This is a genomic window from Glycomyces buryatensis, assembly GCF_004912275.1.
In the GTDB taxonomy this organism is placed as follows: Bacteria; Actinomycetota; Actinomycetes; order Mycobacteriales; family Micromonosporaceae; genus Glycomyces; species Glycomyces buryatensis.
In genome coordinates this window covers 167,551-192,073 of record NZ_STGY01000056.1, presented here as the reverse complement: position 1 = coordinate 192,073, position 24,523 = coordinate 167,551, and the positions used below count along the sequence as shown (strand labels likewise).

Genomic DNA, 24,523 nt, shown 5'->3' with positions numbered 1-24,523 from the left:
GACCATCCCGAACCCCCACCCTCCCGGGGATAATAGGAGCGATCCTCCCGCGCGGGTACGACAGAAAACGGCGTCCGCGGCCGTGAAGTCACCGAAACGGGTGAAGCGGGAAGGGCGGGCCCACGCGGCCCATGCGACCCACACAGCCCAAGCGGCGCGAGCGGCACGAGCAAGGTCTCGCGGGCAGGTCGGCCGCCGCTCAGAAACGTCTTTTCTCACATCGCGTAACGGGGACCACTCGGCGTGGCGGTTAACCAGCACGTATCGGCCCCGTAAACTAACGGTGTGCGAGTACTCCTGATCGGCTCCGGCGGCCGCGAGCACGCCCTCGCGGCGTCGCTGGCCGCAGACGAATCCGTCACCAAGCTCATCTGCGCCCCGGGCAACCCGGGCATGGCCAGGCTCGGTGAATGCGTGCCGCTGAACCAGAACGACCCCGCCGCGGTCGCTTCCCTGGCGGTCACCTCCGCGGCCGACCTCGTCATCGTCGGCCCCGAGGCCCCCCTCGTCGCCGGCGTCGCCGACGCCGTCCGCGCCAAGGGCATACCCGTCTACGGCCCGGGCCGCCAGGCCGCCCAGATCGAGGGCTCCAAGACCTTCGCGAAGGAGGTCATGGCCGCCGCCGGCGTGCCGACCGCCGCCGCGCGCACCTGCCGCACCCGCGAGGAGGCCGAGGCCGCGCTCGACGAGTTCGGCGCGCCCTACGTCGTCAAGGACGACGGCCTCGCCGCCGGCAAGGGCGTCATCGTCACCGACGACCGCGCCGCCGCGCTGGCGCACGCGCTCGACTGCGAGCGCGTCGTCATCGAGGAGTACCTGGACGGCCCCGAAGTCTCCCTGTTCGTCATCTCGGACGGCCAGGCCGCGCGCCCGATGCTGCCCGCACAGGACTTCAAGCGGGTCGGCGACGGCGGGAGCGGCCCCAACACCGGCGGCATGGGCGCGTACACGCCGCTGCCGTGGGCGCCGGACGACCTGGTCACCGAGATCATGGAGACCGTCGCCGAGCCGACGCTGGCCGAGCTGGCCGGGCGCGGCATCCCGTTCGTCGGGACCCTCTACTGCGGGCTCGCGCTGACCTCCAAGGGCCTCAAGGTGGTCGAGTTCAACGCGCGCTTCGGCGACCCGGAGATCCAGCCGATCCTGTCGCTGCTGGAGACGCCGGTCGGCGAGCTTCTGATGGCCGCCGCCACCGGGAAGCTGGCCGATTTCGGCTCGCTGTGGTGGCGCGAGGGCGCGGCGGTGTGCGTGGTGGTCGCGAACGAGGGCTACCCGGAGCAGACCGTGACGGGCCGTCCGCTGTACGGCGCCGACGAGGAGGGCGTCCTCCACGCCGGCACCGCGCTCGACGCGAGCGGCCAATTGATCGCGACCGGCGGCCGGGTGCTGAACTGCGTGGGCACCGGGGCCTCGGTGGCCCAGGCCCGGCAGGAGGCGTACTCGCTCGCCGAGGGCGTGAAGCTCGAAGGTGGCCACTTCCGCAGGGACATCGCGGCGGGGATCTGACCCGGGCCGGACCCGGCCGTGTCCGGCCGGGGCTCGGTTGGTCAGTGCACGACTCGGACTCACTCGTTCGGGTGACATGACCGCGGCGCGCACGGATTCTTGTCGCACCCGCGCGGGAAGGTTGGGCCTATGGTCCCCTCGGTGGGTGGGGTTTGGGATGGCCGTCAGCCGCAGTGTTCTCGGCGCCGACCCTACTGCTCCTCTCAGAGCTCTTGCGGCTGTGCGGGCCTCACCGGATGCTCGCGCGTGATCGGGCAGGACATGCACCTGGGGCCGCCCCGGCCGGAGCCGAGTTCGGAGCCGGGAATGGTGAGGACCTTGATGCCCGCCCGTTCGAGACGGCCGTTCGTGACCGTGTTGCGCTCGTAGGCGACCGCGACGCCCTGTGCCAGCGCGAGGGTGTTGTTGCCGTCGTCCCACTGCTCGCGCTCGGCCGTCACCACGTCGCGCTCACCGGTGTGGATGATCTCGATGCGGTCGATCCCCATCGCGTCGGCGGCGGCGTCGAGGAAGCCGCGCGGGCCCTCGATGTCGAGTTCGCCGTCGTCGCCGAGCCGCACCGTGTAGGCCTCCAGGCGGCGTTCGGCCGGGGCGTACATGACCATGCGCCGGTCGTCGACCATGGTGCAGACGGTGTCCAGGTGCATAGTGGCGCGGCGTTGGGCGATCGGGACCACCAGGAGGGTATGGATGGTGCCCAGTTCGAAGGCCTTGCGCGCCAGTCGTTCCGCTCCGGCCGGGGTGGTGCGTTCGCCGACGCCTACGGCGAGGACGCCGGGGGCGAGGGCGAGGACGTCGCCGCCTTCGAGGTGTTCGAGCGAGGGGTCGTAGAGCTTCGGGACGTGGGTGAAGCGGGGGTGGTGGTGGTAGACGATGCCGGTCAGTGCCGTCTCGCGGCGGCGGGCGGGCATGGCGAGGCTGGTGACGGCGACCGCGTCGCCGATCCAGACGGAGGAGTCCCTGGTGAACATCATGTTCGGGAGCGGGTCGATGACGAAGTCGGTGGCGCGCATGAGCTTGCCCCGCAGACTGTCCGAGTCGCCGAACTCCTCCTTGGTGAGTCCTTCGATGAGGACGGCGGTGAGTCGTTCGGGGTCGAGGTCGGACAGGTATCCGCGGAGGGAGGCGGCGAGGCTCTGGCCGAGTCGCGGGTCGGCGGTGACGGAGGTGATGATCTGCTCGCGGGCGTCGGGGAAGTAGAGGCACTCGGTGAGGAGCGCGCCGACGTAGAGGACTTCGACGCTGTGTTCGAGGAGCGTGGCGGCGAAGCGGTCGTGTTCGTCCTGGGCGCGTTCGACCCAGGGGATGCCGTCGAAGAGGAGGGCTCCGTTGTTGCGGGGGGTCAGGCGGCGCAGCTCGCCGCCGGGGCGGTGGAGCATGACGCTTCGAAGGCGGCCCACTTCGGATTCGACGCCGTACGCGGGAGACTCGTTCGCACTCATGATCAGAGGGTAGGCGCACCGGGGGTGAAGATCAACTTCCTTCTGTTAACGTGAATCGACTGAGCGTAACGTCTACCCCGGGACGCCCATTGACGCAACTCGAACTCGTTATTCCACTGAGGGCGGTCGCTCCCGGTGCCAACGGCGGGCATCTGCATCCAGGTCTGGCGACCTGGCGCGCCGCGGTGTGCGCGAGTGCGGATGTGTGCCTGCTCCTGGCGGCGGATACGCGGATCGCGGCGATTTCCCCGAGGGCGGTGGACGCCCTCGGACTAGGGTCCGAAGTAGAGGCTTCCATGCCGAGGTTCCTGCATTCGGGCCTGCGATTCCTTGATTTCACGGCCGGCGCCCATCCGCTCACCGATGGCGAGCTCGCGAGATTGGCGCCGGTGCAGGCGCTGCAGACCGATGCCCTGGAGCGGAGCCTGATGCGCATCGAGCGGCGCGGGGTTCACCGGACCTTCGACGTGACGGCCTCGCCGCTGCACTGCCCGCCGCAGCTCGACGCCATTGGAGCGCTCGCATTCATGACCCCGCTCGGCCCCAGCTGAATTAGTCCCCGAGGTGGTAGATGACCACTTCGTCGGTTCGCTCGACCTCCATGCCGATCGGGTCCGACTCGTAGTCCATGCCGTCCCAGTCGCTGCCGGGCAGCCAGCCCGGGATGACCACGACCGTCTCGATGCCGCTCTCGCGCAGGGCGTCCACGGACTCCTCGCTGGGGAACGACTGCGACGCCGCACTGATCTCGGTCTGCGCCTGGGGCGTGAACGCCGCCGTTCCGTTCGCCATGTCCACGAAGCCGTCGATGCTCCAGTACTGGAGCCGCGTGTCGCCCCCGCCCATCGGCAGGAACAGCGCCGGACCCTCCACCGCCGCCATGTCGAGCGGCGCCTGCGGCGGCTCCTGGTTCCGGTTGACCGCCATGCCTTCCGCGAGCACCAGCACGATCGGCAGGAACAGCAGCGCCTGCACGCGCCGGGGCGCACGCACCTGGAGCCGCTTGTCGACGCGCGCGCGGTGCGAGATGGCGTCGGCCGCGTCGGCGATGCGGGTGAGCGTCCCCGCCGCGAGGATCGCCAGAATCAGCGTCGCGTAGATGACCAGGCGCCCCGGCGTGCGGATCGCATCGAAACCGGGGGCGTGGTCGTAGAGCAGCCGCCAGGCCCAGGCCCCGTCGTCGAGAAAGTTCGGCCCCATCGCCAGCGCTATGCAGGCCGCGGCGCCGAACGCCAGCCAGAACCGCTGCCAGCGGCTCCAGACCGACCAGACCAGGCCCACCAGGGCGAGGGCGAGCAGGGTGAAGCCGACGAGCAGGGTCTGCTCCGGGGGCCAGGTCAGGTCGACGCGGGCGGCCGCGTGGGCCTCGCCCCACAGCCGGGACTCCTCCGGTGCCATGACGAAGCTCTGCCAGGTCGGGCTGAACCAGCTGATGTACTCGACGTCGCGGATCGCCTCGGGGTACGCGCGGGCGACCACGGCGTGCCTGTCGGCGATCCACAGCACCCCGAGGCTGAAAACGGTGCCACCGATCCCGTTGGCGGCCAAGGTCTGCCAGCGCAGGCGCGGCCGCTTGGCGAGCCAATGCAGGCCGACGACCACGCCGACGCCCAGCAGCAGGTACACGAACGGGATGCCGAGCCCGGCGCCGATCGAGAACTGCCACAGGGCCGTGAGCCATCCGGCGAGGATCCAGCCGGGCCGCTGCCGCTCGGGCTTGAAGCCGCCGCGCAGCGAGTAGCCGTGGCCGCGCGCGAGCATGGCGAGCGCGAGGGCGATGCCGCCGCAGGAGAGCACCTGGAGGTGCCCGGCATGGGCGAGTTTCCAAGGGGCATAGGCGAAGGCGGCGGCGCCGACGGCAGAGCCGGCGATGCGGGCGCCGAGTTGGCGCAGCAGGGCGTAGGCGCCGAGGAATGCGAGTGCGAACGTCCCGATGAACAGGAGGTTGTAGACGACCAGTGCGCTGGTGGGGCTGGTGGCGAACAGGGCGGCCGGGGTGTAGCCCAGGAGCGTGTCGGTGAAGAGGAAGGAGTCGGGGGCCGGCCAGAAGCTGTTGGTCCCCCAGATGCCGCTCGGGTCGTTTCGCAGCGATTCGGAGATCCAGCCGAGGGTGTAGGTCTGGAGCAGCGGGTCGCCGAGGTCGTGGGGGATGACCTGGTTGATGTCGCGGGCGAGCGGCCAGGTCATGGCGAGGGCGAGGGCGATGCTGAAGAGGGCGGCGATGGTCCACTCGCTGGAGGCGGCGCGGCGGACTGTCGCGGTGAGGCGGGCGCCTCGGCCCGGTTGGCCGGGCCCGGTGGGGGCGCCCTCGGCGGGAGCGGCGTGGCCGGCGGCGAAGCGCTGCCAGCGGGCGGCGTCGTCGGGCGTCTCGGTCCCGGATTCGCTCGCGGGTCCGTCTCCGGATTCGGGTGTGGTGTTGGTGATCGCCATGGGAGAGGTTCTCGCGGTCTCTGCTAGAGGTCGTCCAGGGCACATCCTACGGACGTCGGCAATTTTGGGCCCTTCGCCCCCGATCACGGGACGCGTGTGAAGCCGCCCGGCTCTGAGCCTGCCTCGGCGGTCTGGAAATCGTTCTGCGGCGGGGCCGTCACCTTCTTCTTGCTCGCTCGTTGAAAAAGGTTGAGACCTGATTCGGGCGATCCGACTGGTCGCCCCGAACATGTACCCGCAGTTGGAGAGTCGCAGGCATGGGAAGACACAAGACGAAGCTCGGCGAGCCATCGCGAGCCCAGACACGTCCTCCGCTGCCCTATCCGGTCAGCGACGGTCGGATCCCCCCGACGGTGCAGGCCGTCATGGACAGGCGCACGCAGCGGCGCAAGTCGCGTCTGGCCGCCATTTCGGCGGCCGGGATGCTCGCGGTCGGCGGTGCGGCCGGCGTGAGCATGGCGACGGCCGACGAGTCCGGTTCGAGCAGTGACGACCAGATCGTCTTCAGCGGCAACTGCGGCACCCTCGACGTCGTGTCGGCTTCCTCCAAGCCCGACTCGACCGAGGTGACGGTGCCGGTCGGCTCCGAGGTGAGCTACCGCAACGAACTGGGCACGGACGCGCAGCTGCACGTCGGCGACGAGATCTACGACATCGATCCGGACTCGGAGCAGGTGTTCGTGATGAACCGTTCGGCCGAGGTGGCGATGGTCCCCAATTGCCACGGGCTGTTCGCCGACTACGACGCCGCGCAGGTGAGGGTAGCGGAGGCGCAGTCCGATGACGATGCCCCGGAGAACCAGGAACCGGCGAGCGGCGAGGCGCCCGCGTCCGATTCCGATGGCGAGGGCAGTGAACAGACGAACGAGTCCGAACCCGACTCGGCCGCAGGCGATGGGGCCGCAGCCGGTCGGGGCGAGGGCCCCGGCTCGAACCCCGAAGAGCGACCCGAGGGATCCGATGCCGCGGGCACGGACGAGGACTCGAAGTCCGATGAGGGCAAAGAGGTGAACTCGTTCGGCGAGACCGGCACCGACTCGGGCACCGACAGCTCCGGCTCGGGCGCCCCGAACGGCGAAGAGGTCGTGGCGGTGGATCCGAAGGCGGTCACCGATGGGGCCAACGGACTGCTCGCCTTGATCGCGATCGTCTGCCTCGTGGGCGTGAGCGCCGCGGTGATGCGCACCATGCTCAAGTTCCGGGCGGCCGCGTGACCGCTTCGAAAGCGTCCCCGCCGCGGCGGGGGCTTCACCGGGTGGAATCTCCGTGAGGCACTGACACCGGGCAAACGTAGTGGTCATTTCCTCCCCAGGTCCCACCTCGAATGCCCGGGCCAGTGCCTCACGGCCCGCCCGCTATCAAGACGGACTCCAGACGCTCGGAGCCGGCGCCCCAGCCGGTTCCGGGCGTCTCGTCCGTTCGCGGACGGGCACAGTCGGGTCGGGCGACTCGTCCGGGAGGCTCGCTCGGGAGCCGGAGCATCTGACTGCGGATCAGAAGGTCGAGGGTTCGGGTTGGCGGCGCGAGGAAGCCGGACCGGTTCGAGTGGGGCGCGTGTATGGGCAAGGGACGCAATAGCGACATTGGCCGTAGCGTTGTATAAGCGTTACAATTTCTCGGGTTCAACCCGGGTAGTCGCCGCCCTGCCACCTGCTTTAGCGTGGGCCGCAGTACCTTGTCAGCGACACCCCATCCAAGAGTCAGGTTCTCCACCCGTGACCCCCAAGCCGAATCCATCGCGGCGGCTCTGGCCCTACCTCGCCGTCCCCGCCCTCGCCGTACTCGTCGCCACCACCATTTACGTGGGCGATTTCACCGCCGAAGACGTAGGCCTCGGCGGCTCCTCCGACGAAGGCCTTCCCAGCTCGCAGGCCGACGAGTCCGAACTCGCCGACTCCTCGCTCCAGCCCGACGCCGAGGAACTGCGCGCCGCCGCCCATGAAAAGCTCGAGTCCGACCTCACCGAGCGGATCGACGAATACCTCGCCGGCATCGAGGACGAGAACCTGTACGTCTCGGTCGCGTTGAGCGACAGCGAATTCGACCTCGGCTACAAGGCCGAGGAGCAGCACAGCACCGCCTCCATCGTCAAGGTCGAGATCCTCACGATGCTGCTGCGCGAATACGGCTCGCCCGAGGACTTCCCCGACTGGGTCGCCACCGACGCCGAGAAGATGATCCGCGAATCGGACAACGAGGCCACCACCAACCTGCTGTTCGGCGTCTTCGACGACGGGCACGCCGCGATCCGCGAGGCCCACGAGGAATTCGGCCTGGAGAACACCGAGCCGTACGAGACCGAGCAGTGGGGCCTGACCTGGTCCACCGCCGCCGACCAGCGGACCATGCTGGAGACCGCCCTCTACGACGGCATCTTGGACGCCGCGCAGACCGAGTACGCGCGCTCCCTCATGGGCGACCTGGAGGAAGACCAGTCCTGGGGCGTCTCGGCCGCCGCCGCCGAGGGCGAGACCGTGTGGTCGAAGAACGGCTGGGACACCCGCGACGACCTCGGCGGTGAATGGGTGGTCAACTCGATCGGCGTCATCGCCGGCGACACCGACAACCCGATCGAACTGGCGATCATGACCGGCGGCTTGGCCTCCGAAGAAGACGGCATCGCCGTGGTCGAGGACATCGCGAAGATCGCTCGGGAAGTCATCGACACGGATCCCTACGCCTAGCGTGTGAGAATCGCGGTATGAGCGATCTGTTTTCCGCGCTGGCCACCGCCGGTGTCGAGCCCGTGGTCGATGCCGACGTCATCGCCGCGCATTCGGTCGACCAGGCGCGACTGGTCGAGCCCGGGAGGGCCGCCGCTCTGGTCCGGGCCGCGGACGCCGCCACCGTCTCGGCGGTTCTGGGCGTCGCCTCCGAGTACGGCACTCCGGTTGTCACGCAAGGTGCCCGGACCGGACTGGCCGGGTCCGCGACCGCCGTGGACGGGGCCATCCTCCTCGACGTCTCGCCGATGAACCAGATCGTCTCGATCGACCCCGTCAATCGCATCGCGGTCTGCGAGCCCGGCGTCCTCAACGCCGACATCTCCAGGGCCGCGGCCGAACACGGCCTGCGCTACTCGCCCGACCCCGGTTCCTGGCAGATCTCCACCATCGGCGGCAATATCGCCACCGCCGCCGGAGGCATGTGCTGCGTCAAATACGGCGTCACCGCCGAATACGTGCTCGGCCTGGAAGTCGTCCTCGCCTCGGGCGAGGTCATGCGCTGCGGCCGCCAGACCGCCAAGGGCGTGGCCGGATACGACCTGACCCGGCTCATGTGCGGCTCCGAGGGCACCCTCGGCGTCATCACCGAGGCCACGCTCAAGCTCTCCCCGATCCCCGCCGAGCGCCTCACGCTCGCGGCCGTCTTCGACACCACCGCCGCGGCCGGGAACGCAGTCACCGCGATCATGGCCGCGGGCTGCCAGCCGAGCCTGTTGGAGCTCATCGACAATGTCCACCTGCGGGCGCTCGAAGCCCTGCGCCCGCAGGGACTGCCGACCGACGCCGCCGCCCTGTTGCTGGTGTGCGCCGATTCGAACCCCGTCGCCGAACTCACCGAGATCGAGCGCCTGTGCACCGAATCCGGTGCGGCCGAGGTCTTCCGGGCGACCGACGAGACGGAGGCCGACGCGCTGCTCGAATCCCGCCGCAATGCCTATCACGCGATGGAGCGGCTGGGGACCGTCCTGGTCGACGACGTCGCCGTGCCGCGCTCGCGCCTGGCCGAGGCCCTCGACGGCGTCGCCGCCGCGGCTGAGCGCCACGGGGTCGTCATCGGGGTCATCGCCCATGCGGGAGACGGGAACCTCCACCCGAACATCGTGGTCCACCCCGAGGACGAGTCGTCCGTCGCGGCGGGCCGGGCCGCATTCGATGAGATCCTGGAAATGGCACTCGCCATGGGCGGCACCATTACCGGCGAACACGGGGTGGGAATGCTCAAACGCGACTGGCTCGCAAGGGAAATGGATCCGGTGAACCTGGCGGTCCAGCGCCGCATCAAGCACGCGTTCGATCCTTTGGGGATTCTCAACCCCGGCAAGGTACTAGCAGTTTAAAGCGAACGGAGCACTCGCGGCGCCGAACACATCTCTATAGGATATATCCTATAGGATCGCGTTCGCGATAGCGCGGCGGAAGTGCGGCAGCTTGAGAACCGGCCGATGCATTGTCGTGCCGATATGTAGTCGTGTCGGTTCTGTGACACATTAATGGGGCCGCAGCGCTTGCCCATTCGCTGCGGCCCCGATAAAGTGGAGAAGCTCCACTTTTCATTGGCACCGGAAGGGCTGTGCCCGATTGCCCTTTCCGGTATGTGCCCCCGGATTGTTCCGTGCCTCCCAGGCGACTGCCCATGTCATCCTGTTCGGCTTGTCGGCGTGACCGGAACAATCATTACTATGAGGACCGTCTCTGAGCGTGGCCTGTGGCGAGCCTGGGAACATGCTGTGAAACGATGCCAAACCGTTATTCGGGTACGGCAAATCCCGCGAGTTTGTCCAGCTCAGCCGTGATGTCCGGCCGCTGAGCGATCGCCTTGCCATCGATCGAAGTGATGAAGGCCACACCCCTCACCGACGAGCTCAGCCAGGCCGCCTCGGTCCCCATCAGATCCTCCACTGTGATCAGCCGCTCGGCGGTCTCCAGGCCCGCCTTCGCGGCGTGTTCCAGCAGGTAGGCGCTGGTCGTCCCCGGCAGGATCCCGGTCGAGGCCGGCGTGGTGCACAGCGTCCGGCCGTCGAGCCACAGCAGCGATGAGGTCGGGCCCTCCAGTGCGTAGCCGTCGGCCGAGACCCACAGCGCGTCGTCGGCTCCCTGGGACTTCGCCCAGCGCGTCACCGCCATCATGCTGGCGTAGGACAGTGCCTTGACCCCGCCTAGAAGCCACGGGGCTTTCCCCCGCGCATCGGCATCCACCCCCAGTGAGGCCGTCACGATATTGAGCCCGTCCCGGCGCGGCGCGATCCGCTCCGCCGGCACCGGGTCGATCGTCGCGAAGACGGTCAGCGGCCCGCCGTGCTCGCGCCCGCGCGTGGCGACCAGGCGCAGCGCCGCCTCCTCGCCGGTGAAGCGCCCCCGCCAGGCGGCGAGGGCCTGCTCGGCCAGTTCGGCCATCTCGGTCTTGGCGGGGAGTTCGAACTCCATGCGGCGCGCGGAGTTCGCCATCCGGTCGAGGTGTTCGGAGAGCAGGAAGGCCTGCCCGTCGCGGACGTTGATGGTCTCGAAGACGCCGTCGCCGCGGAGGACTCCGAGGTCGTCGGCGCACAGGATCGGCTCGTCGGAGTCGACGACACCGCGGTGCAGTACTGCTGTAACTAGTGCCATGCGCTCATTGTCCCCCTTCGCCGCGTCGCTTCGGGAGAGCCGGACCGGAGTATTCGATGACGGCGGGCGCTGCGAAGTACGATGCAGACATGCCCACCGAAGTCGAGACGGAGACCGAACTGGCTGCGGTGCTGCGCTCCAAGGGCCTGCGCATGACCGCGCAGCGCCAGCTCGTGCTCGAAGCGGTCCGCGCGCTCGGGCACGCCACCCCCGAACAGATCCACGAACGGATCCGAGGCCAGGTCGACGGGGTCAATATCACCACCGTCTACCGCACGCTCGACCTGCTCGAAGAACTCCAGCTGGTCTCCCACACCCACCTCTCCCACGGCGCCCCCACCTACCACCTGGCCGGGGACCGGGGGCACGCCCACCTGGTGTGCCACCGCTGCGGCCGGATCACCGAAGTCGAACCCACGCTGTTCGCGAACGCGCGCAAGGAGGTCGCCGACGCCACGGGTTTCATCATGGACGTCGGCCACGTCGCGGTGTTCGGAACCTGCGCCGAATGCTTGGAGAAGGATCAATGACCGAGACCGCTCCGTCCCCGCTGCTGGGCCTGCCCGGCGCCGTCGCCGACGAGGGCGGCATCGCCGCCTGGCATTACGGCCAGCCGCTGGCCGAGCAGCGCACCGCGATCGAGCGCGGCGCGGTCTTCGACCGGTCCGACCGGGACGTCATCACCATCACCGGGGCGCCCCGCCTGGAGTGGCTGCACTCGCTGTCGACCCAGCATTTGACGAGCCTCAAGCCCTTCGAGGGCACCGAGACGCTGTTCCTGTCCCCGACCGGGCGGATCGAGCACCACGCGAACGTCTTCGACGACGGCGAGACCGTCTGGCTCGACACCGAACCGGGCGCCGGCGAGGCGCTGCTGAAGTTCTTGCAGCTCATGAAGTTCCGCACCGAGGTCGATATCGTCGACGCGACGGGCGAATGGGCGCTGCTGACCGTCACTCTCGGCGCCGAGGACTCATCTCCCGAGCCGGTGCACCAGCCGGTACCGGTCGCGAAGTTCGCCGCCAAGGACCTGGCGGCCGTGCCGACGGCGGTGCTCCCCGGCAAGGCCGTGCCGGACATGGGCTGGATCCGCCGCACCGACGCGCTCGGCGTCCACACCGTCGACTGGATGGTCCCGCGCGACGATTCGCTGCCGGGCACCGTCGAGCAGATGGAGCAGGCTCCGGCCGGGTCGTGGGCCTTCGACGCCCTCCGGGTGGCCGCGAAGCTCCCGCGCTTCGGCGTCGACACCGACGAGAAGACCGTCCCGCACGAGGTGGCCGCCTGGCTCGCCTCCGCCGTCCACCTCGACAAGGGCTGCTACCGGGGCCAGGAGACCGTCGCGAAGGTCCACCACCTGGGCCAGCCGCCGCGCCGCCTGGTGCGTCTCCACCTCGACGGCTCGACCGAGCCCCCGCCCGCGCACGGCACTCCGGTGACCTTGGGCGAGAAGGAGATCGGCTCCATCGGTACCGCCGTGCAGCACTACGAGGACGGCCAGATCGCGCTCGCCCTGCTCAAGCGGTCGGCCGCCGAGAAGCCCGACCAGGAGTTCGAGACCGGAGGCCAGACCGCGGTCCAGTGAGCAGGGCTCAGAACGAGAAGTTCATGATCGCCCCCGCGCCCGAGGCGGCCGCCGCCTCGAAGAAGGCCACCATCCGGACGTAGTGGAACTCCTCGTAGTCAAGGGAGGCCCCGACTTCCCAGACCCTGGGGTAGACGTCGGCGGCCTCCATGGCGGGCCCGTCGTAGTGGGCGGCGAGGCGCTCGAACGGCACCGCCCGCAGCTCCTCGGCGGTCTGGCGGACGAGCTCCGGCGACCACGCGAACAGGGTGCCCTCCTCGTCGATATTGACGCCTTCGAACAGGAACTCGAAACCGACCCCGGCCTCGCCCATCAGGTACTCCAGACCCGCCCAGGACTTGTCGAGGTAGCCGTCGGGCTCCTGCTCGGCCTTCTCGTCCTGCCAGAGCAGCTCCTCGGCCCATTCGGGGTCGGCGAGGGCCTTCTCCAGCTCCTGGCGCGTCACACTCGTGAAGCTGATGGTCATGCCCATCCGGTGATCCTTACGTTCGACTGTCGCTGTCTCGCAAGAGAACCTACCGAACGACACCGACAGATCCGGCGATCGAACGAACCGGCGTGCGTCTCATCGTCGCCAATCCGGCCGCGCGCCAATGAAAGCGGCGTTAGTCTCCGCGGTATGGAATCTGTCTACCGCGGCGGCGAACCCGCCGCCGAACTGATCCGATCCGGTTTCACCGAGAGCCTCCACCGGGGCAGCGTGGCCGTGGTCGACCCCGAGGGACGCCCGGCCGCGTCGCTCGGCGACGCCGTCTCCCCGATCTTCCCGCGTTCGGCGAACAAGCCGCTCCAGGCGGTCGCGATGCTGCGCGCCGGCTGGAAACCCGCCTCGAGCGCCGAACTGGCGATCGCGGCGGCCAGCCACCGGGGCGAGCCGATGCACCTGGCGCAGGTCGCGGCGATCCTGGACGGGGCGGGGCTGAGCGAGAGCCGGCTCCAGTGCCCGCCGGACCTGCCCGGCGACCCGGCCGCGCGGCGCGCGCTCGTCGCCGCGGGCGGCGGGGCCCGGCGGATCTACATGACCTGCTCGGGCAAGCACGCGGCGATGCTCGCCACCTGCGTCGTGAACGGCTGGGACTCAGGGACCTACCGAGAGATCGACCACCCGCTCCAACAGTTGACCGTGTCCGTCATCGAGGAGCTGACCGGCGAGACGGTGAGCGCGACGGGTGTGGACGGGTGCGGCGCGCCCGTCTTCGCCACCAGCCTCCAAGGCCTTGCGAGGGGCGTCGGGCGCCTGGTCGAGGCCGAGGAGGGGACCGAGGAGCGGGCGGTGGCGGACGCGATGCGCGCCCACCCGCTGCTGATCGAGGGCACCGACCGGGTCGATTCGCGCGCGATGGCCGCATTGCCGGGCCTGGTGGCGAAGTTCGGGGCCGAGGGCGTGCACGTGCTGGCCGCGCCCGGGACCGGTGCGGTCGCGGTGAAGATCGACGACGGCGCCGGGCGGGCGTCGATGCCGGTGGCGCTGCGGGCGATCACGGTGCTGGCCGGACTGGACGTTCCCGAGTCCGCCAAGCATGAGGTCGAGCACCTGGTGTGGCCGGAGGTGTGGGGCGGTGACCAGCCGGTAGGCCGTCTGCGCACCCTCTTGTGAGTGGCGCGGAACTCAAGTGGGGGAATACCCCGTGGTGTTGTGGGCACCGATCAAGGTAGTATCGTCGCGTTGCACATAGCACCACTCGCGCGAGTGGCGGAATGGCAGACGCGCTGGCTTCAGGTGCCAGTGTCCTTCGGGACGTGGGGGTTCAAGTCCCCCCTCGCGCACATCGGGTTTCATTTCTGAACCCATGGGTTTGTGAAAACCGATTTCAGTGGCGGCGATCTTCTCCGGAAGGTCGCCGCTATTGGCGTTTCTGGGTCTGATCGTAGCGAGCAGTGGCGCGGCGGCAGGTGCGGCCTCGGTGTGCGTGGTGTGGATGCCGTGTTGGTCGCGGTCGAGGTAGAGGCTCGAAAAGCAGATCCGGTTGAGCGTCCTGCGGTCAGTGTCGGCGACCCGCCGGTAGACCGCTTTCGGGTCGGTGAGGAACTCCAGTAGCGTCTCAACGGTCTGGCGGGCCTCGGTGACCTCGGTCGCGGTGGCGTCGTTGAGTTGCTCGTCGATGGCGGCTTTCTTCAAGCGGAGGTCGCGGATGCGGTCGGTGAGTTTGTCGGCGGGCCAGTCCGGGTCCCCGATCAGCTCGATGCACTGACTCTCAGCGGCCTCGATCCTGGCGCGTTCGCGTTTGAGTTGGTCCCGCACAGCTTTCGACGTCGTTTCTTCGGACTCCAGCACCGCGTCGAGGTGCGACCGAACCTCATCGGCCTCAGCTTTCGTAATGGCGACGGTGGCCCAGTGGTTGACGACGTGCTGGTCAACCGCATCAACCGAGAACCGCGGCAAGTTGCATTCCTTGCGGTTGCGGCCCAGGCACAGGAAGTAGAAGTAGTGGCGGCCGGTGTGCGACTTTCCGCGTTCGAGTGTCAGCATCTGCTTGCACCGCCCGCACCGCAGCAGGCCCTTCAGGTGGTGGTCCCATTTGCGGTCGCGGGTCCCGGCCCCGCGCTGGGAGTAGAGCACCTCCTGGACGCGGGCGAAGATCTCGGCGGAGACGAGTGGCTCGTGGCGGCCTTCGTATTCGCGGTCCTTGTAGGGGAGCTGCCCGATGTAGTAGCGGTCTTTCAACAGGTTGCCGATGGCGTGGATCGAGACCGTGGTTCCGGCCGGGAACCGCTTCGTGGGTCTGGTCCGCAGTCCGGCGGCGGCGTCGCGGAGCTGGCGGAACGTGTACTGCCCGGTGGCATACCGCTCGAACAGCATCGTGACGAGGGGCCCGCGGACGAGGTCGATGGCGACGGTGCGCACGGACCTGCCCTCGACCTCCTCGGTGACGTTCAAGTACCCGAGCCTGGTGCGGGTCGGTGTCCCGCCTCGTTGGGCTTTGGCTTCCATCTTGTAGGCGATGTCGTCCCCGGCCGCCCGCGACTGGTACTCGTTCACCACGTCCAAGATGCCCGCGAGCATGTCCCCGGAGATGGTGTCGGCGGTCGGGTCCTTCACCGAGATGAGCGAGACCCCGAGCTCTTTGAGCTCCCTACGAGTGAGGGCGGCGTCGGCGGCGTTGCGGAAGATCCTGCTCCGCATGTAAATCAAGATGACGTCCACGTCGCCCCTCTCGCGGACGCGTTCCATCATCTGCTTGAACCGGGGCCTGCGGTCAATGCTCTTGGCCGACCGCCCCGGCTCGACGTACTCTCGTCCACCACCGTCAACCCCAGGTCGGCCGCGAGGGCCGTGCAGGCCTGGCGCTGGGCCGGGATCGAGTTTCCCTCGGGGTCGTAGTCGGTGTTGACCTGCTTGGGGTCGGAGACCCGCAGATACAGCACAGCTCGACCTCCCCGCAGTTTCGCGGTCTCGGTCGCGCTGGTGGATTTCTTGCGTCGGGTCATGACTGTCGCCTCGTCTTCGTCTCGCCAGTACGGTCGATGACGCCCCGCACCTGGTCGCCGGAGTCGGCCTCGCCCGCGTGGATCGAGATACGAACTAGGGCTTCGGCCAGATGGCGGGTGTCGATGCACTTGCGGCGCCGGCCGGTGACCCGGATCGGGCCGCCCGCGCCACTCACACAAACCACCCGCCTATGTAGGCGCAGGTCAGGACGTCACCGGTGACCGTAGCGGGACTCCGGCGGGCCATCAAGCCATGGCGAGTGGGCCACCAGCGCGGGCGATGGCGCTCGATGACGAAGTCGAAGAAGCTGCCCGAGGAAGACAGGGCAGCGCGAAGTGAAGCGGTGGAATAGGGCAAGACAGGTGTCTCACCGAGCACCATGCAATCCAGACGGGCATGAACAGTACCCGATCAATCGCTGACTGTCAAGGGTCGAGTACAAATTTTCTGTCCGGGGCGCACCCTGCCCGCTGTCGCCGGGGGTGGGTGCGCGCACCCACCCCCGGTTACCGACGCGCACCCTCCAAAGAGCGTTGGAGGGTCCACGTCAGTAACCGCTCCCGAGCATCTGGGGTTTCATGCCCATCCGGCCCGGTTCGCGAGGGTAACCGGGCCCGGTAACCGCCAGTAACCGCGGGGTGGGACCCACCCTGCGACTGCTCGATGTTCTTACCAATCAGGGAGCGCACGCACCGCGAGACGGCGAACGGCGGCAACTTCGATTCAATGCCAGCGAGTAGCCAGCCCGAATATGGTCATATACCCACGGCCGCCCGGCCCGGCGGGGACGCCGCCTCGCGGAGGTTCACTCACCAGTCCTCCTCGTCTCCGGTGTTCACTCCCGGCCAGCGCGGCCGCTGCCGCCCGCAACCCCGGCCAGCCCCTTCCACCGCGGCGCTGGCGATCGCCGGGGCCGCGTCGGGCCGCTGGCGGCCTCGACCGGGCTCCACACCGAGGCCGATGGAACCGCATCGGCGGGGACGATGAGGACCGGGAAGCAGCAGCACGGCTTCCGCCTTTTTCGGCGGCCGGTGGAGACATGACTATGTCGTCGGGTTCAGGGTGCGCGCCGAACTTGCCCGTTGCCCTGGGAAAACAGGGGCGAGCGCCGGGTCGGGCGCTGATGGGTCCGCTCCAGGGCTGATGCTGATGGGGTCATGCTGATGGGTCAACGCTGATGGGTCAACGCTGATGGGGCAACGCTGATGGGGCAAAACCATTCCGGTATCGACCCGTGCGACCGGAAACGTACCCGCTGTGCCTGTGCGGCCGCAGCAGCACTCAGCTTCGGCTGACAAGCCGGCGCCGCTTCCAGCGGTCGCGCCGCGGCTGCGTCCCGACTGCGGCGTCCGACGGGGCGAGCCTTGCCGCCCGTGTGGCCCGCTGGGGCCACACACTGCCGGTCCAGGCCCGGTTACGCACGGCAGCAGGCACACCGGAATCGCCAGAGTGGCCCAGGTTCATCCAATGGAGACAAACTGAGACCAGGACGGCCACCGGCGACCGGGACGGCACGAGACCGCTGGAGGGGCGCGCCACGAGTGCCGTCGATCCTTTCGCCCCGGGGGATATGTATATATGTCGGGCTCGGGGAGTGGGCGCGCATCCCGCGCCTGTCCTGCGGAAACGCGCAGTAACCGGGGGTCGGGCAACGGCTGGGGCTGTCCGAGGTGCTGCCTTGGGGTCGACGTGCCGGGGTCGACCACCGGGGGCTCAATCCCAGATCACCGGCCGGTTCGCGATCGCCTTCGCGACCTGAGGGAGCTCGGCCAGACTCACCACCTCCCCGGTGCCGACCACATGCCAGCGCCGGTCCTCGAGCGTATCGGGGAAGGTCTCGGGCCGGGTGAAGGTCTGCTCGGCGGCGGTGGCGGCACTGGCCGCGACCGTGAAGGGCGTCGGGCGGGTGCCCGGTGCGGTGGAGTCCCTCCAGTGGGCGGCGGCCAGGGGCAGGAGATTCGCCAGGCGCCCGGGGCCGGGCACCTCGATCAGCAGCACGGCCTTCTTCAAGTGGTGGTAGTTGACGTGGCTCTTGTAGCTCTTGACTTTTTCGGCCAGGCGCTGCAGGGTTTCGGTGCCCCGGTCGTGCTCGAACCAGAACCACAGTTCCCGCCCGTCGGCCCAGGTGAGGGTGACGTTCGCGTCTGAGCGCATCGAGTACGTGCTGTCGTGCTCGAAGACCCAGTCGACCTCCACATCGCCCCGGTCTCGGGCGGCGCGCATGAGGCGGCAGTAGAAGGCGTTCACGCCCTCGGTGTGGGCCCGGTGGGCCGAGACGAACAACTGCTGCGCCCGGAACGTCGCCGCGGACTTCGTCGGGGGCTTCTCGTCGTCGCGCATCGCCTGCAGGCACTGGCCCCGCCAGTCCAGCACATACCGGAACGCCCGACTGGAGGGGTTGCGCCACCGCGCCAGCACCCCCATCTCGGACAGCGTCAGCAACCGCGCCGCCGCCGCATGCGAGGAAGGGAAGAACAGCGCCTCCAACATCCCCGCGGTCATGATCTTGTGCTTCGCCAGCGCCGCGATGATCGCGAAGTCCCGCTCGGTCAACCGCCCGGCCAGTTCATCGAAGCTGCCGGTGTTGGCGCCCGGAATCCGCCGACTCATGCCCGCACCCCTCTCAACCGCGATCGCCTCCGGACCAAGCATTATCGCCCGCAGCCGGGTGCGTCGGCTGCGGTTCGGCCGCCTCCGGCACGGCTCCGAATCCGCATGATCAAGGCGATTTCAGGTATTTGTGCCCTGGCTGGCTTGCCCTGGCTGACCACCCCTGGCTGACCAGGGCTGAATACACCCCTGACACCCAAGCACCCGCTCACCCCGACGTTCTCGCAGGTCGCGAGCGGTTTCCGGCGCCCACCCTGAACCCGACGACATAGTCATGTCTCCAGGGCCCGCGAGAAAACGGCAGCCGCCGAGTCGCTCATCGGTCGATCCCGGCAATCGGGACCGGCCGCTCTCACCCGGCTACTTGAACAGCCCCGCGACGACACCGATGGCGGAGACGGCGAGGCTGCACGCGGCGATCTGCTGCGGTGCGCCGGTGAACCAGCCCCGCACGGCGTTCCCGAACGTGTCCAGCCGTGTCAGCGACTTGAACCGCAGCCACTTGTGCATGCGAACCTTGCCGCAGCCTCCCAAGAGACCGGTGGAGTTGTTGCGGCAGTAGCCCTCACCGCGGTTCTTCGCCCCGCACCACGTCGGTGCCGCCAGCAGCAGCCACACGAAGCACAACGCGAACGCACCCGAAACGGCCACCGGTCCCACGTCGCGCGAGAACAGCAGGACCACCGCACCGGCCAACAGCAGATAGCCCCAGTAGCGGTAGATCGGCGACTTCCTTTTCCTTGACATGACAACGGAACGTATCCAACCCATCCGATTCTGTGAAGGCGTGTGTCGGATAGAAGACATGCCAGCCTCGAAGTCGATCACCAACGGGCGCAGCTACTGTCCACCGGGCGCGCATCACCGAAGCGCGAGGACGAGGTGCCTGCGGCGCGCTCTCATGGCGGATCTTTGAACCGGTTCCAGCCGGTTTTTACCCCACGCTGATCGACCCATGCTGATCAACCCACGCCACACCCCACTCCAGGACCCACACTCACCGGTCTGCCGCAGTTCCGGCATTACCGCAGGTCGACGGCGATATTCAGCGGTCCCCTGAACCCGACTACATAGTCATGTACCCGACCGCGAGAGAAAACGGCTCTCCTGTCGTCGCAACCGGGAACGGCTCGGCTTCCCGAGTGCAGTCGATCTCCTTGAACAACCCGTCCGTTGCTCGCGGTGGAGCACTGCTGGCGGGACTGCCGTAGCGGCCTGAGTACGTTAGGCTTCCTTCTGAATCGGGTGCGACCGGCGTGGTGGACTGGTGCGCCATCATCGCGGAAGGACCCCAGCGCAGTGGCTCGTACAGTTCACGACCTCCTCGAACAGATCCGCTCCACCGCAACGAATAACCGTGACCTCGGCACCGAGTTCGAGCACCTGATGCTCACCTTCCTCAAGACCGACCCGCAGTGGGCCGAGCAGTTCTCCGAGGTCTGGATGTACGGCGACGCCCCCATCGCCGAGGACAACAAGCGCGACCTCGGGATCGACCTGGTCGCCCGCGATGTCGAGACCGGCGGGCTGTGCGCGATCCAGTGCAAGTTCTACGAGAGCGACCATGCGGTCTCCAAGGCCGACGTCGACTCGTTCTTCGCGGCCTCCGGCAAGGGCGGCTACACGCGCCGCATGATCATCTCGACCACCGAGCGGTGGGGTCCCAATGCCGAGGAGATGCTCACCGGCCAGCAGATCCCGGTGAGCCGGATCGGCCTGTCCGATCTCGAGGCCAGCCCGATCGACTGGGACAAGGTCGCGCTCGACGGCGTCTGGACCCAGGGCTCCAAGCTCGGCCTGGCCTATCTTCGGGACAAGAAGCAGCTGCGCCGCCACCAGGAGCAGGCGCTCGCCGCAGTGTTCGAAGGATTCGCGGCATCGGAGCGCGGCAAGCTGATCATGGCCTGCGGCACCGGCAAGACCTTCACCTCGCTCAAGATCGCCGAACACGACGCGACCGAGCGGGCGAAGCCTGACGCGGACCCGAGCGGCCTCGTGCTGTTCCTCGTCCCGTCCATCGCGCTGCTCTCACAGACGCTCCGGGAATGGACCGCCGAGTCGAGCCTGCCGCTGCACTCCTTCGCGGTCTGCTCCGACGTCAAGGCCACCAAACAGCAGGTCACTAAGGACCTGGGCGACCAGGCCGTCCACGACTTGGCCCTCCCGGCCACCACCGACCCGGCCAAGCTCATCGCACAGCTCGAGAGGGTCAGGAACCGACCGGGGCTCACGGTCGTGTTCTCCACCTACCACTCCATCGACGTGATCGCCCAGGCCCAGCAGCTCGGGCTCGGCGACCTCGACCTGGTGCTGTGCGACGAGGCCCACCGCACCACCGGCGTCACGCTCGCCGGCGATGAGGAGTCGAACTTCGTGCGCGTGCACGACGGCGATTACCTCCGCGCGAGCCGGCGCCTCTACATGACCGCGACACCGCGGATCTACATGGAGCACACCAAGGACGAGGCGAAGAACGCCGACGCCGTGCTCTGCTCGATGGACAACGAGGCCCTGTACGGGCCCGAGTTTCACAAGCTCGGCTTCGGCGCGGCCGTCGAACGGGACCTGCTCACCGACTACAAGGTGATGATCCTCGCGGTGGACGAGTCGCAGGCCTCGGCCGCGCTTCAGCGGCAGTTCGCCGACGAGAACATGGAACTCGCGCTCGATGACGCGGCCAAGATCATCGGCTGCTGGAACGGCATGGCCAAAAGGGCCGGGTCCTTCGCCGACGGGACCGGCTTCGAGCCCGGCGAGCAGCCTATGCGCAGGGCCGTCGCCTTCTCCCGCACCATCGCCGAGTCGGAGAAGATCGCCGCCTCGTTCGCCAGCGTCGTCAACCTCTACCGGGAGGACGCCGAGGACGAGCTGTCCTGCGAGCTCGACCATGTCGACGGCGGCATGAACACGCTGACACGCAACCGCAAGATCGACTGGCTCAAGGCCGACCCCGGTGAGGGCAACGCCCGCATCCTCACCAACGCCCGCTGCCTTTCCGAAGGCGTGGATGTTCCCGACCTCGACGCCGTCCTGTTCCTGCACCCGCGAAATTCACACGTCGACGTCATCCAGTCCGTCGGCCGCGTCATGCGTAAAGCTCCGGGGAAGAAGTACGGGTACATCATCCTCCCCGTCGCCATCCCTGCCGGGATCGCACCGGACAAAGCCCTGGCCGACAACAAGCGGTACAAGGTCGTGTGGGAGGTGCTCAGGGCGCTGCGCGCCCACGACGACCGGATGGACGCCCACGTCAACCAGATCGACCTGAATAAGAACAAACCCAAGAACATCATGGTCGGCACCGCCCCGCCCGGCGATGAATCCCTCGGCGGAAACTCGGGTTCCGACAAGGACGGCACCGAGAAGAAGACCGCCGCCTGGATGCAGGACGCGCTCCAGTTCGAACACCTCCGCGACGCCATCTACGCTCGCATCGTGAAAAACGTCGGCCAGCGCACCTATTGGGAAGCGTGGGCGAACGACATCGCCCGCATCGCCCAGCACCACGTCGTGCGCATTCAGACCGCGATCGAACTGCCCGAGAAGCGGAAGGCCTTCGACGCCTTCCTGGCCGAGCTGCGCTCCAACCTCAACCCCGGGGTGAGCGAAGACGACGCGATCGACATGCTCTCCCAGCACATCATCACCAAGCCGGTCTTCGACGCTCTCTTCGCCGACTACGCCTTCGCCAGCCACAACCCGGTCTCCAAGGCTATGGACGCCATGCTCGCCGCGCTGGAAGACCAGTCGCTGGAAGCTGAGACGGCGAAGCTGGAGGAGTTCTACAAGCGGGTGCGTGTCCGAGCCGAGGGCATCGACAATCACGTGGCTCGCCAGACCATCATCAAGGACCTCTACGAGCAGTTCTTTGAGAAAGCTCTGCCGAAGACCTCGAACCGGCTCGGCATCGTGTACACCCCGACCGAGGTCGTGGATTTCATCATCCGTGCCGTCGACCAGGCACTCGGCAAATACTTCAACGCCTCGCTCTCGGACGAGGGCGTCCACGTCATTGACCCGTTCACCGGCACCGGCACCTTCATCACGCGGCTGTTGCAATCGGGCCTGATCAAGCCTGAGGACCTGCTGCGCAAGTACGCCAGCGAGTTGCACGCCAACGAAATCGTGCTCCTGGCTTACTACATCGCCGCGGTCAACATCGAAGCCGTCTTCCACGACCTGGCAGGTGGAGAATACAAGCCGTTCGAAGGGATCGTCCTCACTGACACCTTTCAGCTCTACGAAGGCGAAGCCGAACAGCTCTTCGGCGTCCTCGAAGGCAACAGCGAACGGGCCGAACGCCAGAAAGCCACCGACATCCGAGTCGTCATCGGCAACCCGCCCTACTCCGTTGGACAGGGTAGCCAGAACGATGACAACCAGAACCTCAAATATGAACACCTTGACGCGCGGATCAAGGCCACCTACGTAGCGATGTCGAACGCCACAAACAAGAACAAACTATATGACTCCTACATCCGGGCCTTCCGCTGGGCATCCGACCGTATCCGAGACAAGGGCGGAGTGATCTGCTACGTCTCCAATGGGGGGTACATCGACAACAGCACCTTTGATGGTTTTCGAAAGTCCCTTGTCAACGAGTTCGATGCCATTTATTGTTATAACCTTCGCGGCAATTTGCGTGCAGCGGGCGAACAGCGTCGCAAGGAGAAGGAAAACATATTTGGTGACGGAGCGAGAACCACAATCGCGGTTATTATCCTAATCAAGGGTAATAAGGCATCAAGTGAGGGTTGCGAACTGTATTACAGGGACATCGGCGACTATCTCACTGAAAAAGACAAACTCGCCATCGTTTCTAGTAAGAACCTGCATGATGTGGAGTGGGAGCAGCTTGCGCCGAGCGTGGAAGGCGACTGGATAAATCATCGTGACGAACGATTTGGCGGCTTCAGGCCCATCGGAGACAAAGGGAAGACTGTTGCACGAGAGCCAATCTTTGGGCTGCACAGCCTTGGAGTAAATACTAATCGAGACGCCTGGGTCACGGGTTTTTCCGCCGAAACTCTGGCCGATAATGTTCGATCGATGATCGACTTCTATAATCAAGAGGTTGGGCGAATCATCGATTCGGGTCTAGATCTCGCAATACCGGCCAAAGTGCGCCTTGCGATGGTGGAGAAAATCATTGACCGGACCGATACCTCGATCAGCTGGTCCTCCAGTCTTATTTCCAAGGCTGCGCAGGGAAAAATGCTGAGCTTCGATCCAAGTCGATTCGCTTTCGAGACCTACCGCCCTTTTAACAGGCAATACCTATACTTCGACAACGACATGAATCATCGAGTTGGGCAGATTCCTCGAATCTTCCCCACTGTTGACCACAAAAACTTCGGCATCTACATCACGGGGACTGGTTCAGAGGAGCCGTTCTCGGTTCTAGCTGTAAAAGACATCCCTGATCTACACGCTGTTGGCACCAAGAGTGTTGGGCCGCTATTTGCGCGGTATAGCTACCGTGAATTGGATGGCGAAGGAACGCTCTTCGATGGTGGCGATGGATCCAGCTATGAGCGAGTTGACAACATTACCGATGGTGCGCTTCGGGATTATCAATCGAGCTACAACGACTCGTCGATCTCGAAGGACGACATCTTCTATTACGTGTACGGGCTCCTGCACTCACCGGAATATCGGACCACGTTCGAGGCGGATTTGAAGAAGTCGCTGCCGCGTATCCCGAAGGTTGTCGACTTCCAAGGGTTCGCAGAGGCCGGACGGGCGCTCGCAGAGCTGCACCTTGGTTACGAATCCGCCGAGCCGTATGCGGGGGTTAAGGAGGACATCAAGGGCTCCGGGGAAACCGACCCGGCCGACCTGTACCGGGTGAGCAAGAAGATGAAATTCCGATCTAACGACGACCGAATCGAGATCGACTACAACCAGCGGGTCACGCTTGTCGGCATCCCTGAGGAGGTATACCGGTACCAGCTCGGGGCGCGGTCGGCCATCGAGTGGGTCAAGGAACGCTACTGGGTCAAGACCGACAAGGACAGCGGGATCGTCAACGATCCCAACGATTGGTCCGAGGATCCACGCTACATCGTCAACCTACTCAAGCGGATCGTGACGGTCAGCCTGGAGACGATGAAGATAGTTGATGTGTTGCCGCCGCTCGACATCCTTCCCGAGCAATAAGCAGCCCTTCCGTCCCCTCGCCGGGCCGTGC

General features: G+C 67.1%; 17 protein-coding genes, 1 tRNA gene and 1 pseudogene. 10 read left to right on the top strand and 9 right to left on the bottom strand.

Features of this window, described 5'->3' with window-relative positions:
• Positions 1-285 precede the first annotated feature (285 nt).
• Positions 286-1,506: a phosphoribosylamine--glycine ligase gene (gene purD, locus FAB82_RS15495; RefSeq protein WP_136535434.1), complete on the top strand. Its 1,221-nt coding sequence runs from the start codon at positions 286-288 to the stop codon at positions 1,504-1,506.
• Positions 1,507-1,709: 203 nt separating this feature from the next.
• Here purD and FAB82_RS15490 read toward each other — a convergent pair whose 3' ends face one another.
• Entirely contained in the window at positions 1,710-2,948 is a 1,239-nt protein-coding gene (locus FAB82_RS15490) for an arginine deiminase (RefSeq protein ID WP_136535433.1), read from the bottom strand.
• 89 nt (positions 2,949-3,037) lie between these two features.
• Here FAB82_RS15490 and FAB82_RS15485 point away from each other — a divergent pair, with 89 nt between their 5' ends.
• Complete coding sequence (locus tag FAB82_RS15485) at positions 3,038-3,499, top strand: hypothetical protein (RefSeq protein WP_136535432.1); 462 nt, start codon at positions 3,038-3,040, stop codon at positions 3,497-3,499.
• Between the two features lies 1 nt (position 3,500).
• On the opposite strand, the gene FAB82_RS15480 is transcribed toward FAB82_RS15485, so the two are convergent.
• Positions 3,501-5,378, bottom strand: coding sequence for a hypothetical protein (locus tag FAB82_RS15480; protein WP_136535431.1), 1,878 nt, complete (start codon positions 5,376-5,378; stop codon positions 3,501-3,503).
• A 257-nt stretch (positions 5,379-5,635) separates the two neighbouring features.
• Between FAB82_RS15480 and FAB82_RS15475 the strand changes: the two genes are divergently transcribed.
• From FAB82_RS15475 to FAB82_RS15465, 3 genes are all read left to right on the top strand, one after another.
• Positions 5,636-6,592: a hypothetical protein gene (locus tag FAB82_RS15475; protein WP_136535430.1), complete on the top strand. Its 957-nt coding sequence runs from the start codon at positions 5,636-5,638 to the stop codon at positions 6,590-6,592.
• Positions 6,593-7,093: 501 nt separating this feature from the next.
• Positions 7,094-8,062 carry a serine hydrolase gene (locus FAB82_RS15470; protein ID WP_136535429.1) on the top strand — a complete coding sequence of 323 codons (969 nt, stop codon included), beginning with the start codon at positions 7,094-7,096 and terminating at the stop codon, positions 8,060-8,062.
• A 17-nt stretch (positions 8,063-8,079) separates the two neighbouring features.
• On the top strand, positions 8,080-9,441 hold the full coding sequence (locus FAB82_RS15465; RefSeq protein ID WP_136535428.1) for an FAD-binding oxidoreductase: 1,362 nt from the start codon (positions 8,080-8,082) through the stop codon (positions 9,439-9,441).
• 409 nt (positions 9,442-9,850) lie between these two features.
• Here the strand turns inward: FAB82_RS15465 and FAB82_RS15460 are convergent, their stop codons facing one another.
• The gene (locus FAB82_RS15460; protein ID WP_136535427.1) at positions 9,851-10,708 is read right to left on the bottom strand and encodes an aminotransferase class IV; all 858 of its coding nucleotides are present in this window, start codon (positions 10,706-10,708) and stop codon (positions 9,851-9,853) included.
• Between the two features lie 89 nt (positions 10,709-10,797).
• Here FAB82_RS15460 and FAB82_RS15455 point away from each other — a divergent pair, with 89 nt between their 5' ends.
• Both FAB82_RS15455 and ygfZ read left to right on the top strand, forming a co-directional pair.
• Positions 10,798-11,238 (top strand): Fur family transcriptional regulator, encoded by a 441-nt coding sequence (locus FAB82_RS15455; protein ID WP_136535426.1) that lies wholly within the window; start codon positions 10,798-10,800, stop codon positions 11,236-11,238.
• Positions 11,235-12,293 carry a CAF17-like 4Fe-4S cluster assembly/insertion protein YgfZ gene (gene ygfZ / locus FAB82_RS15450; protein WP_136535425.1) on the top strand — a complete coding sequence of 353 codons (1,059 nt, stop codon included), beginning with the start codon at positions 11,235-11,237 and terminating at the stop codon, positions 12,291-12,293. Before FAB82_RS15455 ends, ygfZ begins: the two co-directional genes overlap by 4 nt.
• A 7-nt stretch (positions 12,294-12,300) precedes the next feature.
• Here the strand turns inward: ygfZ and FAB82_RS15445 are convergent, their stop codons facing one another.
• Entirely contained in the window at positions 12,301-12,765 is a 465-nt protein-coding gene (locus tag FAB82_RS15445; protein ID WP_136535424.1) for a YfbM family protein, read from the bottom strand.
• Positions 12,766-12,912: 147 nt separating this feature from the next.
• On the opposite strand from FAB82_RS15445, the gene FAB82_RS15440 reads away from it, so the two are divergent.
• Positions 12,913-13,890, top strand: a complete 978-nt coding sequence (locus tag FAB82_RS15440; protein WP_136535423.1) for an asparaginase — start codon at positions 12,913-12,915, stop codon at positions 13,888-13,890.
• Positions 13,891-13,977: 87 nt separating this feature from the next.
• Positions 13,978-14,060: transfer RNA gene (locus FAB82_RS15435), tRNA-Leu, on the top strand.
• A 577-nt stretch (positions 14,061-14,637) separates the two neighbouring features.
• Here FAB82_RS15435 and FAB82_RS28905 read toward each other — a convergent pair.
• From FAB82_RS28905 to FAB82_RS15400, 5 genes and pseudogenes are all read right to left on the bottom strand, one after another.
• A pseudogene (locus FAB82_RS28905) lies at positions 14,638-15,495 on the bottom strand (recombinase family protein); the annotation flags it as partial.
• Positions 15,465-15,722 (bottom strand): recombinase family protein, encoded by a 258-nt coding sequence (locus tag FAB82_RS15415; protein WP_136535421.1) that lies wholly within the window; start codon positions 15,720-15,722, stop codon positions 15,465-15,467. The gene FAB82_RS15415 and the pseudogene FAB82_RS28905, both read right to left, overlap by 31 nt.
• A complete protein-coding gene (locus tag FAB82_RS15410; RefSeq protein ID WP_136535420.1) occupies positions 15,719-15,898 on the bottom strand; it encodes a hypothetical protein in 180 nt (59 codons plus the stop codon). The genes FAB82_RS15415 and FAB82_RS15410 overlap by 4 nt, the downstream gene beginning before the upstream one ends.
• A 1,538-nt stretch (positions 15,899-17,436) precedes the next feature.
• Positions 17,437-18,333 (bottom strand): replication-relaxation family protein, encoded by an 897-nt coding sequence (locus tag FAB82_RS15405; protein ID WP_168801618.1) that lies wholly within the window; start codon positions 18,331-18,333, stop codon positions 17,437-17,439.
• A 360-nt stretch (positions 18,334-18,693) separates the two neighbouring features.
• Positions 18,694-19,080, bottom strand: coding sequence for a hypothetical protein (locus FAB82_RS15400; protein ID WP_136535418.1), 387 nt, complete (start codon positions 19,078-19,080; stop codon positions 18,694-18,696).
• 552 nt (positions 19,081-19,632) lie between these two features.
• Here FAB82_RS15400 and FAB82_RS15395 point away from each other — a divergent pair.
• Entirely contained in the window at positions 19,633-24,492 is a 4,860-nt protein-coding gene (locus tag FAB82_RS15395; RefSeq protein ID WP_211116615.1) for a DEAD/DEAH box helicase, read from the top strand.
• Positions 24,493-24,523: the final 31 nt, after the last annotated feature.

Coding starts and splice junctions, on each gene's coding strand:
- FAB82_RS15440 (WP_136535423.1), top strand. CDS start 12,913: ATGGAATCTGTCTACCGCGGCGGCGAACCCGCCGCCGAACTGATCCGA.
- FAB82_RS15405 (WP_168801618.1), bottom strand. CDS start 18,333: ATGAGTCGGCGGATTCCGGGCGCCAACACCGGCAGCTTCGATGAACTG.
- FAB82_RS15415 (WP_136535421.1), bottom strand. CDS start 15,722: ATGACCCGACGCAAGAAATCCACCAGCGCGACCGAGACCGCGAAACTG.
- FAB82_RS15460 (WP_136535427.1), bottom strand. CDS start 10,708: ATGGCACTAGTTACAGCAGTACTGCACCGCGGTGTCGTCGACTCCGAC.
- ygfZ (WP_136535425.1), top strand. CDS start 11,235: ATGACCGAGACCGCTCCGTCCCCGCTGCTGGGCCTGCCCGGCGCCGTC.
- FAB82_RS15445 (WP_136535424.1), bottom strand. CDS start 12,765: ATGGGCATGACCATCAGCTTCACGAGTGTGACGCGCCAGGAGCTGGAG.
- FAB82_RS15480 (WP_136535431.1), bottom strand. CDS start 5,378: ATGGCGATCACCAACACCACACCCGAATCCGGAGACGGACCCGCGAGC.
- FAB82_RS15475 (WP_136535430.1), top strand. CDS start 5,636: ATGGGAAGACACAAGACGAAGCTCGGCGAGCCATCGCGAGCCCAGACA.
- FAB82_RS15455 (WP_136535426.1), top strand. CDS start 10,798: ATGCCCACCGAAGTCGAGACGGAGACCGAACTGGCTGCGGTGCTGCGC.
- FAB82_RS15465 (WP_136535428.1), top strand. CDS start 8,080: ATGAGCGATCTGTTTTCCGCGCTGGCCACCGCCGGTGTCGAGCCCGTG.
- FAB82_RS15490 (WP_136535433.1), bottom strand. CDS start 2,948: ATGAGTGCGAACGAGTCTCCCGCGTACGGCGTCGAATCCGAAGTGGGC.
- FAB82_RS15400 (WP_136535418.1), bottom strand. CDS start 19,080: ATGTCAAGGAAAAGGAAGTCGCCGATCTACCGCTACTGGGGCTATCTG.